The sequence below is a fragment of the Arthrobacter arnarulunnguaqae genome, assembly GCF_051262515.1.
In the GTDB taxonomy this organism is placed as follows: domain Bacteria; phylum Actinomycetota; class Actinomycetes; order Actinomycetales; family Micrococcaceae; genus Arthrobacter_N.
In genome coordinates this window covers 323,066-335,030 of sequence record NZ_JBIMER010000002.1, presented here as the reverse complement: position 1 = coordinate 335,030, position 11,965 = coordinate 323,066, and the positions used below count along the sequence as shown (strand labels likewise).

The following is an 11,965-nucleotide window of genomic DNA, read 5'->3' as shown; positions in this document are numbered from 1 at the left end:
ATCTGACCGTCCCAAGGTTAGTCCGAAAATCCGCGCAACTCCGGTTCCCCCGCCGAGCGACGGGGCACCGGGATGCCAAAACGAGTCCGGGCCGTGATCCACTCGTGGCTACGCGGTGAGCGAAAGGGGGCGGAATATGCGATGGAATGTCGGCCCCGGCTGGTTGTATGGAGCGTACGAGAACTAAGGAGGTCGTCATGACGGCAACATCAGTGGCAACACGCGGACTTACTTCCCTGGATCGCTGCGACCGCTGCGGGGCACAGGCTTACGTTCGTGCGGTCTTGGGGACCTCGGGTGGAGAGCTTCTCTTCTGCGGACACCATGCCCGCGCGGTGGAGCCCAAACTCCGCCCCCTGACCACCGAGTGGCAGGACGAGACGAACCGGCTGCACGAGAAGCCTTCGTACAGCGACGAGGACTAGTCCGCTCGGACAACGCGCAAACGTAAGGGGCGGGCCCCGGCGAATATCGCCGGGGCCCGCCCCTTACGTCCGTCCATGCCGCCGCGTTCGCCGGACCAGTGGCCCGGCGCACCGGATTTAGTCCAGGTAGTCGCGCAGGACCTGGGACCGCGAGGGGTGGCGCAGCTTGGACATCGTCTTCGATTCGATCTGGCGGATGCGCTCGCGCGTCACGCCGTAGACCTTTCCTATTTCGTCTAACGTCTTCGGCTGCCCGTCCGTCAGGCCGAACCGCATGGCGACAACGCCGGCCTCCCGCTCGGACAACGTGTCCAGGACGGAGTGCAGCTGTTCCTGGAGCAGTGTGAAGCTAACGGCGTCGGCAGGGACAACTGCCTCGGAGTCCTCGATCAGGTCACCGAACTCGGAGTCCCCGTCCTCGCCCAACGGCGTATGCAGCGAAATGGGCTCGCGGCCGTACTTCTGCACCTCGACGACCTTTTCCGGAGTCATGTCCAGTTCCTGCGCCAGCTCGTCCGGGGTCGGCTCGCGGCCCAGATCCTGCAGCATCTGCCGCTGTACGCGCGCAAGCTTGTTGATGACCTCGACCATATGGACGGGGATGCGGATGGTGCGCGCCTGATCGGCCATGGCACGAGTGATGGCCTGGCGGATCCACCACGTCGCGTAGGTGGAGAATTTGAAACCCTTGGTGTAGTCGAACTTCTCGACCGCGCGGATCAGGCCCAGGTTTCCCTCCTGGATGAGGTCCAGGAAGAGCATGCCGCGCCCGGTGTAGCGCTTGGCCAGCGACACGACGAGCCGGAGGTTGGCCTCAAGCAGGTGGTTCTTGGCGATCTTGCCGTCGTGGACGACCTGCTCGAGGTCCCACTTCAGCCGCTTGTCCATCGAGTCGTCAGCGGTTTTCAGCTTCTCCGTGGCGAACAGGCCCGCCTCGATGCGCAAGGCCAGGTCGACTTCCTGCTCGGCGTTGAGCAGGGCGACCTTGCCGATTTGCTTCAGGTAGTCCTTGACGGGGTCGGCCGTGGCGCCGGCAACAAGGACCTGCTGCTGGGGGGCGTCGTCCTCGTCGGTCGTGATGATGAACCCGCGGGTCTCCTCCTCGGGCTCGGCGGCAGCCGGTGCCGGCGACTCCTCCGAGTCGGCGCCCTCTGCCGGGCTCTCGGTCGCGGGGGCCGATGCCTTCGAGTGCCGCTTGTCCGCGGCGGCGCCTTCGGCCGGCGAGTCTCCGGCTGCTGCTGCCGCCTCCTTCGCGGCCTTGTTGCGGGCACGCGTCCTCGCGGACTTCTGCTGCGTTGTTTCCACGGCGGCGCCGTCGACGTCGGCCGCGGGCGCGGTGCCCGGACGTTCTGCTGCCTTGGAGCTCGAATCGGAAGCTGGCACGAAATACCTTTCTCACGGATGTCCGCGGTGCAACCACACGGGTAACACCACTATGACCCTGTCAAGTCCGGGTACCGTCACACGACGGTTCGGATGCAGGATCTCGTTACCTCAACGCCTGCAGCCGACCTATTTGTTCCCACCCCCGCGGGGGCTGAACCGGAATCCGCCGGAGCGGCCCAAGGACACGGACCCAACCGGGTCTGCGACTTACAGTCTCTCACGTTTCCCGGCCAGGCATGGCACCCGGACCCGTGCCGCGCCTCCACGCCGTCGCGGGATCCCGGGCCCACCGGGGAAGCCGCCCCTGATCCAGAAACGTCTTCAGCTTCCCGGCCAGCGCATAGGCGGGGTTGGCCGCGAGGCATCCGTCCAGCAGCGCCACCGCGGCGCTGCTGCGCCCCCTGGCCCATTCGATCCACCCGAGCACGCACAGCAGGGCGCAACGATCCTCCCCGTCCGCGGCGGCGACGAGCTCCGCACCGATGTTCCAGAGTCGGTCCAGGCGGTCCCAGTCCGGCGCAGACTCGGCGCTGCCCAGCAACACATCGGCCAGTTGGCGCGGAGCCTCCCCTCCCGCGTCGAGTTCCCCGGCGACGGCGATCCCGTCCGCGGTGGCGGTGGCGGCCGCGAAAGGCAGCACATCGCGCACGGAGTAATCGTGCAACCCCGCCAGCAGAATCCCCGTCTCCAGCGGTTCCGACCGCAATCGCGCGAGCGCGTCCGCGGGCTCCCTCTCGATGGCCTCACACCACCGCCGAAGGAAACCCGTGGCGTCCGGAGCGCCCAGCACGCCGCCCAGGATCGAACCCACCATGTCGCGGACCGTGGCAGCCGCCGGCCATGGAGACGACGGCGTGCCGTCCCAAAGGCGGGAGCCGGGGGCGCTCCCGGCGAATTGCAATTCGAGGTTGGCGTCCGAGAGCCAAATGCTCTCCAACGGGTGCCCCTGTTCGGGGCAGCACGATTCATCGGTGCAGTAGTGCGACCGCCAACCGTCCGGACCCACATGCCAGGCGTCCGGCACCGCGACGGATCGCGCCCCGAGCTCTTCCGCCACGGTCTTGACCACGCGCCGATGGGGCGAACGCGTACGCCCGGCCAAGCGGGAGGCGGGCGAAGCCGAATAGGTCACCAGAAAAGCACCGGTGGCTTCCTGCATGTCCTCGAGGTATTCGCCGACCCTCACCGCGTGGGCACGCTCCTCGAAAGGCGAGGCGCCCCCGGGCGGCAGGTCGACCCGCAAGGCGGCAACGAGTTTGGAGCCCGACGTGATCAGAAGGACCAGGCTGTGCTCGGGGTGGAACCCCAGCATGTGGGGCACAAGGGCGAGAACGCCCTCTGCGTCGGCGACGGAAAGCTGGTTCGTTGAGGTGTCCATGGACCCACCCTCCGCCGGGAATCCCCCGCGGTGGGGCCCGACGTCGCGCGCTGTGGACAACGATCCCGGCTGTGTGGCCGGGCGAAACTGTGGAGGAGCTTCCGGCCGTCTCAGTGCTCTCGGCCGTCAAGACCCCGGTCTTTGCGCCGCCTCCTCGCTATCGCGTCGCGCCACCGCGGCACCACGATGCCGCGTTCTGCCATGCGGCTCCGCGCCTTGCGACGGGAGAGAACCATCCCGAGGGTCCCGAGCAGGAGGGGAACGAACTGGAAGGCCAGCGCCCACCGGAAGGCATCCAGGTTGTAGAGCTGCCCCGTGCCCCCCGCCGCCTCGTACCGGACGTCCAGGATGGCGCCCACCGCGTACACCGTCACCAAAGCGGCAAGGAAACCCCCGACGTTGACGATTCCCGTGGCGGTTCCGGTGATGTTCGGCGGGTTGAAGGTCCGGGCAAAGTCGAAGCCGATCATCGATCCCGGGCCACCCAGGGCCACCAGCACGATCATGATGGCCAGGACCCACACCGGCGCCGGACCGGGCCACAACAGCACGGTTCCCCACGCGATGGCTACACCCGCGATGATGCCGAAGGCCAGCGTCGAGCGCCGCAGAGGATGCCGGGCCACGGCCCCGCCGAACAGCGGCCCCGCCACGAGGGCAACCACCACGAAAATCGACATCAACCCGGACGCCTGTGCCGGCGCGAGGCCTTGGCCCGAGACCAGGAACGGATAGCCCCAGGCCAGTAGGAAGACGTTGGTGCTGAACTGGGTGGAGAAGTGCGTCCAGAAGCCCAGCCGGGTTCCCGGCTCGCGCCACGCGCCGGCCAGCATGGCCAGGCTCTTGGGGCGCGCGCCGACATCCGGGCGAACAGCGGCGTCCGGCTGGTTGCGGACCATGATGACGGCCAGCGCGAATGAAAGGACCCCCAAGGCCGCGAGTGACAGGAAGGACGTGGTCCAGCCGCTGAGTCGCAGGAACGCCACGAAAGGAACAAGGCTGACGAGCTGGCCGAGTTGGCCGAGCATCCCGGTGAACTGGGTCAGCATCGGAACCCGGTAGCCGGAGAACCACGCCGGCAGGAGCCTCATGACCGACACGAAGGTCATGGCGTCGCCCGCACCCACGAAAAAACGTCCCACGATTCCGGCGGCCACCGAATCCGCGATGGCCAGCAAACCCTGGCCCACCACCATGAGAACCGCGCCGCCCGCGATCATGGTGCGCGGGCCGAGCCGATCCACCAGAACCCCGACCGGGATCTGCAGACCGGCGTAGACCACCAGCTGCACCACGCTGAACGCGGCCAGCACCGAGGCGGTCGCGCCAAAGCGCTCAGTCGCCTCCAGCCCGGCCACGCCGAAGCTGGTCCGTTGGGTCACGGCCGTCAGATAGGCGAAGACGGCCGCACCCCACACCCACCACGAAGCCGCGGTGTCCAATCCGCCGGTTCTGGCGGTCACCGCCCGGTCTCGTCGGAGGAGTCGCCGGCCTGCCCGATCAGGAAGGCCTCCGCGGCCGATGCGAGGTCCTCGCCATCCGGCATGGCGTCATTGGGGTCCAGCAGAAGCGATCGCCGGTCGGCGTCGGGCACGTGCTCGTCGAAGCGCTCCTCGAACCTGGACACCATGCGGGCGATGTCCGGGGATCCGGCCACCTGTTCGTCGATCTGGCCCTCGACCCGCCGCGCGGATTCGCGGAGCCTGTCCGTGGGCAGGCCCAGTCCCAGCGCCGCGCCGAGGAACTCCAGTGCCGCCACGGCAGCCTGGGGGTACTCCGCCTCGGCGAGGTAGTGCGGAACGTGGATTGAGTAGCCGACGGCGTCGCGCCCGGCTTCGGCAAGCTTGATCTCAATAAGCTGGGATGCGGATGCGGGGAGTTCGGCCGTGGGGTTCCAGGTGGAGATGCCCTCGCCGAGGTCGGGTCGATTTCCATGGACGGTAACGCCGAGCCGACGCGTGTGCGGCACCGGCATGGGCACCGCAGTGAACGAGGCGCTCAGGCGCACGTTGAGCGCCTGGGCCAACCGGACGACGGCGGTGGCGAACCGTTCCCACTGCAGGTCGGGTTCGGGCCCCGCCAGCAACAGGAAATCCCTGCCCAGCCCGTCCGTCAAGCGGTACAACTCGATCCGCGGCGTCTGGTAGGCGGCAAAGTGGTCCCCCAGGAACGACACCTGCGGACGCCGCTCGCGGTAGTTGACGAGCTGGTCGGCGTCAAACGTCGCGACCAGTTGCGGCTCCAGAGCGTCCATGAGTTGGGACCTGACCTGCGCAACGGCTTGTCCGGCGTCGACCTGCCCATCGATCGCAACGATCAGGCCGAGGCCCTGAAGGCGGATGTCGTCGATGACGTCGTGGTTCAGCCTGACGAGGGACAGCGGATCAAGCATGGGCGTATCCTTCCAGGTCTACGGACGGTCCGAAGGCGTTAACGGCGCGCGTGCCCGGTTTTCTTCCCGGGGTCGACTCCACTCTAATCCGTGGGCGCCCCCGGGGCGCCGTGGCCCGCCGCCGTGGGCGCCTGCGGCTACGATCGAAAGCACTGTTACGCCCGCTACATTCCGCCAACCGTGCCCGCCCGCCACCGCGGCCGGCGCACATTAAGGACAGGTTCCGTGATCAACGCCAGCGATCTCAAGCTGACCGCCGTTTCCGCCGACATCAAGCGGCTCGCCGCCGACGCGGTCGTCGTCGGCGTAGCCCAGGCTCCCCCGGGGTCCACCGCGGCGCGGCTGGTCTCCTCGCCGCTGACTGCGAACGAGACGTCCGCATTGGAGGCATCGCTCTCCGCGCTCGGCGTCACCGGCGCGGCCGACAACGTGCGGCGGTTGCCCGCGACGGACGGCATCAGGGCCGACGTGCTGGTCCTGACCGGCCTCGGACGCGTGGACGGGGAGGTCGTTGAACACGAGGCGCTGCGGCGCGCGGCGGGCGCAGCGGCACGGGAATCGGGTGGACTGCGCAAGGTCGTGTTCGCCCTTCCTGCGCCCACGGTCGCTGCGGCCGCCGCCGTGGCCGAGGGCGCGGCCCTGGGCGCCTACGCCTTCGGCAACCACCGCTCCAGCGCAGTGGACGACGCGAAGCGGCCGCTCAGCGAGGCGGTCGTGGCGACGGCCGCCTCCGCGGACCGGGCCCTGCCCGCCTCGCTGAAGCGCGCGGCCATCGTGGGTCGCGCGGTCCGCGGCGTCCGCGACCTCGTGAACACCGCCCCCAACGTCCTCTACCCCGAGTCCTTCGCCCAGGCGGCACGCGATGCGGCCAAGCCACACCCCATCAAGGTCACCGTGCTGGACGAGAAGCGGCTGGAGAAGGACGGCTACGGCGGGCTGATCGGCGTGGGACGCGGCTCGGAGCGCCCGCCCCGCCTGGTCAAAGTCGACTACTCCCCCGCCAAATCCTCCGCCCACGTGGCCATCGTCGGCAAGGGCATCACCTTCGATACCGGCGGAATCTCACTGAAACCACCGGCAAACATGCACCACATGAAGTCGGACATGGCGGGCGCCGCCACGGCACTGCAGACCGTCCTCGCCATTGCGGAGCTCGGCCTGCCGGTCCGGGCCACCGCGTGGCTCTGCCTCGCCGAAAACATGCCCTCCGGCGCCGCGACCCGGCCCGGCGACGTCGTCACCATGTTCGGCGGCAAGACCGTGGAAATCCTGAACACCGATGCCGAGGGCCGTCTTGTCATGGCGGACGGCATCGTCGCGGCGGGACTGGAGAAGCCGGACGCGATCATCGACATCGCGACGCTCACGGGCGCCCAGCTGATTGCGCTCGGCAACCGAACGGCCGGCATCATGGGCGACGACGAAGTCCGCGACGCGCTCAAGTCGGCGGCCGACAGGTCGGGCGAATCCGCCTGGCCCATGCCGCTGCCGGAGGAACTGCGCCCGTCGATCGACTCGGAGGTCGCGGATCTCGCCAACATCGGCGAACGCCACGGCGGCATGATGACGGCCGCCGTCTTCCTCCGCGAGTTTGTCGGAGAAACCGACGGGCAACCCATCCCGTGGGCACACATCGACATCGCCGGGCCGTCCTTCAACAACGGCGCGGCGTACGGCTACACGCCGAAGAACGCCACCGGCTGCAGCCTGCGGACCCTCCTGGCCTACGCCGAGGAACTCGCGGACCGCTAGTCACGGCCCACGGGCCGCGTCACCGCCGGACGGGCGGCGGCGCGGCGGCGGGCCACGGTGAACGGCGTCACGTGGCGGCGATGGCCTCGTCACCTCGTGTGGCTCCGCACCAGCCATGGGGCTAAGGTAAACCTGAAACATCACCAGCATCACCGTCGCGGAGTACCCGCCGCGACGGAGCACCCAAAGGACGGCCGCCGCCACGCGACGGCCAAACACACGCGAGGGAGCGTTCACGTGGCCGATACGGCAACAACGCAAGAATTCGACGTCCTGATCCTCGGCGGCGGCAGTGCCGGCTACTCGACCGCTCTGCGGGCCGTGCAGCTGGGCTTCACCGTCGGCTTGGTGGAGAAGGCCAAGCTCGGCGGCACCTGCCTGCACTGGGGATGCATCCCCACGAAGGCGTTCCTGCACTCGGCCGAGCTGGCGGAGAACGCCCGCGAGGGGGCCAAGTACGGCATCAACACCACGCTCGAGTCCATCGACATGGCCGCCGTGCGCAAGTACAAGGACGGCGTCGTCGCCGGAAAGTACAAGGGCCTGACCGGTCTTCTGAAGATGAAGAAGATCTCGGTCATCGAGGGCAACGGCCGGCTCGTCGGCCAGGACACCATCGACGTGGACGGCGTTCAGTACAAGGGCAAGAACATCGTTCTGGCCACGGGTTCCTTCGCGAAGACCATGGGCATCGAGATCGGCGGCCGCATCCTGACCTCCACCGAGGCCCTGGAGCTGGACACCATCCCGAAGAGCGCGATCGTGCTCGGCGGCGGCGTGATCGGCGTGGAGTTCGCCTCCGTCTGGAAGTCCTTCGGCGTGGACGTCACAATCATCGAGGGCCTCCCCTCGCTGGTCCCGAACGAGGACCCCTCGATCATCAAGAACCTCGAGCGTGCGTTCAAGAAACGCGGCATCAAGTTCAACACCGGCACCTTCTTCGAGAAGGTCGAGCAGACCGACGACGCCGCCAAGGTCACCCTGGCCGACGGCAAGACGTTCGAGGCGGACATCGTCCTGGTGGCCGTGGGCCGCGGCCCGGTCTCCGAAGGACTCGGCTACGAGGAGCAGGGAATCACGACGGACCGCGGGTTCGTCATCACCAACGAGCGCCAGCACACCGGCGTCGGAAACATCTATGCCATCGGCGACATCGTCCCCGGCGTCCAGCTGGCCCACCGCGGCTACCAGCACGGCATCTTCGTCGCCGAGGAGATCGCCGGCCAGAACCCGGTAGTCATCGAGGACATCAACATCCCGAAGGTCACCTTCTGCGAACCGGAGATCGCATCCGTGGGCTACTCCGAGCCCAAGGCCAAGGAGAAGTTCGGCGAGGACCAGGTCGAGGTACAGGAGTACAACCTCGCCGGCAACGGCAAGTCATCGATCCTGGGCACCTCCGGCATCATCAAGATGGTCCGCGTCAAGAACGGTCCGATCGTCGGCGTACACGGCATCGGTGGGCGCATCGGCGAACAGATCGGCGAGGCCCAGCTGATCGTCAACTGGGAGGCCTACCCCGAGGACGTCGCGCAGCTGATCCACGCGCACCCGACGCAAAACGAATCCCTGGGCGAGACCGCGCTCGCCCTGGCGGGCAAGCCGCTCCACGGCTAGCTACCGGACACCCCGGTCCGCGCCTCCGCTGGCGCGGACCGGGGTGCACTAAGCTCGAAAGACGCCATATTGGGCCGCTCCGGCCGGCCGCCACATGAAGATACATAGTTTTGAAGGAGAACGGGGACGCCATGTCTGAAACCGTGAACTTGCCCGCCCTCGGTGAAAGTGTCACCGAAGGCACCGTGACGCGCTGGCTGAAGCAGGTCGGAGACCGCGTCGAGGTCGACGAGCCGCTGCTGGAGGTTTCGACCGACAAGGTCGACACCGAGATTCCGTCCCCCGTCGCCGGCGTCATCGAGGAAATCCTCGTCGCCGAGGACGAGACGGCCGACGTAGGGGCGCCGCTGGTGCGCATTGGCGACGGTTCGGGATCAGAATCGCCGTCCGAGGACGCCCCGGCCGAAGAGGTCCCCGCCGAGGAGACCGCTTCCGACTCCGAACCCGCCCAGGCCGAGGCGGAGGATGCCGCGGCCGAAAAGCCGGCAGCCGAGCCCTCCACCGAGAAGGAACCGGAGACGGAAGAGGCCGCGGCGCCCGCATCCGATTCCGGCGAGACCAGCGAGGTCACCCTTCCCGCGCTGGGCGAGAGTGTCACCGAGGGAACCGTGACGCGCTGGCTGAAGCAGGTCGGCGACGAGGTTGCCGTCGACGAGCCCCTGCTGGAGGTGTCCACGGACAAGGTCGATACCGAGATCCCCTCGCCCGTCGCGGGCACCCTGCAGGAGATCCGGGTGGGCGAGGACGAGACCGCAGAGGTCGGTTCCGTGCTCGCGGTGATCGGTTCCGGCGCGGCCCCCGCCGCCCAGCAAGACCCGAAACAGGACGCTCCCGCGGAGGAGGCACCGAAGCTGAAGGAGCCGAAGCAGGAGGCGCCTCGGGAAGAGGCTCCGGCAGCGGAGGCCGAGGCGCCGAATCAGGAAGCGCCCAAGCACGAAGCTCCCAAGGCCGAAGCCCCGAAGTCGGAGGCCGCCCCGGCGCCCGCCGCATCGGGCGACGGCTACGTCACCCCGCTGGTGCGCCGGCTCGCCTCGCAGAACGACATCGACCTGTCCACCGTGACGGGGACCGGGGTCGGCGGGCGCATCCGCAAGCAGGACGTGCTCGACGCCGTAGAGGCATCCTCCACGGCCCCGGCCGCCCCCGCCGCGCAGACGGTTTCCGCAGCGCCAGCAGCCGCGGCGCCGGCGAAGGCCGCCGCTCCCGCCTCCAACCTGCGGGGCACCGTTGAGAAGGCCCCGCGCATCCGTCAGGTCATCGCCCGCCGCATGCGCGAGTCGCTGGATGTCTCCACGCAGCTCACCCAGGTGCACGAGGTCGACATGACCCGCGTGGCCAAGCTGCGCACCAAGGCCAAGGACTCCTTCCAGGCGACCAACGGCACCAAGCTGACGTTCCTGCCGTTCATTGCCAAGGCCGTGGCGGAGGCGCTGAAGCAGCACCCGAAGCTCAACGCGTCCTACGACGAGTCCAGGCAGGAGATCACCTACTACGACGCCGAGCACCTGGCGATCGCCGTGGACACCGACAAGGGTCTCCTGGTTCCGGTCATCAACGACGCGGGCAGCCTCAACCTGGCCGGCATCGCCGGAAAGATCGCCGACGTCGCCGCGCGCACGCGCAGCAACAAGATCTCCCCCGACGAGCTCTCCGGTGGAACGTTCTCCATCACCAACATCGGCTCGGTCGGGGCGCTGTTCGACACGCCGATCATCAACCAGCCGCAGGTCGCGATCCTGGGAACCGGCGCCATCGTTAAGCGCGCCGTGGTGGTCACGGACGCCGACGGCGACGACACGATCGCCATCCGCCACATGATGTACCTGTCGCTCACGTACGACCACCGTCTGGTGGACGGGGCGGACGCGGGGCGCTTCCTGCAGTCTCTGCGGACGCGGCTCGAAGACGGGGCGTTCGAGGCCGACCTCGGCCTCTAGGCACCACACGGCGGCGCCCGCGGCCGGTCCCCAGGGATCGGCCGCGGGCGCTTTCCGCGTTGGCGCGTTCCGCCACCGCAACCCCAATAGACTGTTGACATGGACTTTCTTTTCACTCTGCTTCTGTTCCTCCACATTCTCGGTGCCGCCGCCATCGTCGGGGGCTGGCTCGCCCGCTTCAAGACGCCAACCGTCGGCCTCTGGCAGTGGATCGGGGCGCTGACGCAGCTCCTCACCGGCCTTTTGATGGTGGGGCTGCTGGAGATGCAGGACGGCGAGGTGAACAACGTCAAGGTCGCCGTCAAGCTCGTCCTCGCGCTCGTGGTCGCCGTGGCCGCGTTCCTCGGCCGGCGCAAGGTCAAGGCGGGCGACAAGGTACCGAAGGGATTGGCCCACGCGGTCGGCGGCATGGCACTGATCAACATCGCCGTGGCGGTCTTCTGGGGCTAGTCGCGGTCTTTCGGGGCCAACGGACCGCCACTGGCCGACGCGATGGGTGTCGCCCGTCCGGCCCGCCGTCCTAGGATGGCCAGTGGGCCGTCGACCGGGCGGCCGAAGAGCAACCATGGAGGAGTCACGATGGCTACAACTCGTACCGCGCGCACCGAATGGAGCGGGGATCTCACCGGCAGCGGCCGGACCACCTTCGAGACGTCCGGGATCGGCACCTTCGACGTGACCTGGAAGGCCCGTGCGGAACAGGCGGAGGGCAAGACGAGCCCCGAGGAACTGATCGCCGCCGCGCACGCCTCGTGCTTCTCGATGGCCTTCAGCAACATCCTCAAGGAGGCGGGCCACGTCGCCGACAGCATCCGCACCACCGCGGAGGTCGACTTCGACACCACCGACGGGCCGCTCGTCTCCGAAATCAGGCTGATAGTCGTCGCGACGGTCCCGGGAATCGACGAGGAGACCTTCCAGAAGAGCGCACAGGCTGCCAAGGAAGGCTGCCCGGTGTCGAAGGCGCTCGCGTCGGTCCCCAGCATCACCCTCGACGCGAAACTCGCCTCCTAGGAGGCAAAAAGGACCAGGAGCCCGCCTCCGGCCACGTGCCGGGACGGGCTCCTTCGCGTCGACT

At 68.3% G+C, this 11,965-nt stretch carries 10 protein-coding genes; 6 read left to right on the top strand and 4 right to left on the bottom strand.

The features are described 5' to 3' along the window. The first annotated feature begins 197 nt into the window (after positions 1–197). The gene (locus ACHAAJ_RS03715) at positions 198–425 is read left to right on the top strand and encodes a DUF7455 domain-containing protein (protein WP_435726566.1); all 228 of its coding nucleotides are present in this window, start codon (positions 198–200) and stop codon (positions 423–425) included. A gap of 117 nt (positions 426–542) precedes the next feature. Here ACHAAJ_RS03715 and ACHAAJ_RS03710 read toward each other — a convergent pair whose 3' ends face one another. The 4 genes from ACHAAJ_RS03710 to ACHAAJ_RS03695 form a co-directional block, all read right to left on the bottom strand. Beyond that, positions 543–1,730 carry an RNA polymerase sigma factor gene (locus ACHAAJ_RS03710; RefSeq protein WP_435726598.1) on the bottom strand — a complete coding sequence of 396 codons (1,188 nt, stop codon included), beginning with the start codon at positions 1,728–1,730 and terminating at the stop codon, positions 543–545. A gap of 298 nt (positions 1,731–2,028) precedes the next feature. Continuing rightward, positions 2,029–3,189 (bottom strand): DUF4192 domain-containing protein, encoded by a 1,161-nt coding sequence (locus ACHAAJ_RS03705; RefSeq protein ID WP_435726565.1) that lies wholly within the window; start codon positions 3,187–3,189, stop codon positions 2,029–2,031. Positions 3,190–3,299: 110 nt separating this feature from the next. Further along, positions 3,300–4,631, bottom strand: a complete 1,332-nt coding sequence (locus ACHAAJ_RS03700) for an MFS transporter (protein ID WP_435726597.1) — start codon at positions 4,629–4,631, stop codon at positions 3,300–3,302. A gap of 17 nt (positions 4,632–4,648) precedes the next feature. Then, complete coding sequence (locus tag ACHAAJ_RS03695; protein ID WP_435726564.1) at positions 4,649–5,581, bottom strand: proteasome assembly chaperone family protein; 933 nt, start codon at positions 5,579–5,581, stop codon at positions 4,649–4,651. A gap of 225 nt (positions 5,582–5,806) precedes the next feature. Here ACHAAJ_RS03695 and ACHAAJ_RS03690 point away from each other — a divergent pair, with 225 nt between their 5' ends. The 5 genes from ACHAAJ_RS03690 (at position 5,807) to ACHAAJ_RS03670 (ending at position 11,901) form a co-directional block, all read left to right on the top strand. Beyond that, entirely contained in the window at positions 5,807–7,333 is a 1,527-nt protein-coding gene (locus tag ACHAAJ_RS03690) for a leucyl aminopeptidase (RefSeq protein WP_435726563.1), read from the top strand. Positions 7,334–7,570: 237 nt separating this feature from the next. Beyond that, the gene (gene lpdA / locus ACHAAJ_RS03685; protein ID WP_435726562.1) at positions 7,571–8,950 is read left to right on the top strand and encodes a dihydrolipoyl dehydrogenase; all 1,380 of its coding nucleotides are present in this window, start codon (positions 7,571–7,573) and stop codon (positions 8,948–8,950) included. A 131-nt stretch (positions 8,951–9,081) separates the two neighbouring features. Beyond that, positions 9,082–10,887, top strand: coding sequence for a 2-oxoglutarate dehydrogenase, E2 component, dihydrolipoamide succinyltransferase (gene sucB / locus ACHAAJ_RS03680; protein ID WP_435726561.1), 1,806 nt, complete (start codon positions 9,082–9,084; stop codon positions 10,885–10,887). 99 nt (positions 10,888–10,986) lie between these two features. Next, positions 10,987–11,337, top strand: coding sequence for a hypothetical protein (locus ACHAAJ_RS03675; protein ID WP_435726560.1), 351 nt, complete (start codon positions 10,987–10,989; stop codon positions 11,335–11,337). 129 nt (positions 11,338–11,466) lie between these two features. Beyond that, positions 11,467–11,901, top strand: a complete 435-nt coding sequence (locus ACHAAJ_RS03670) for an OsmC family peroxiredoxin (protein ID WP_435726559.1) — start codon at positions 11,467–11,469, stop codon at positions 11,899–11,901. Positions 11,902–11,965: the final 64 nt, after the last annotated feature.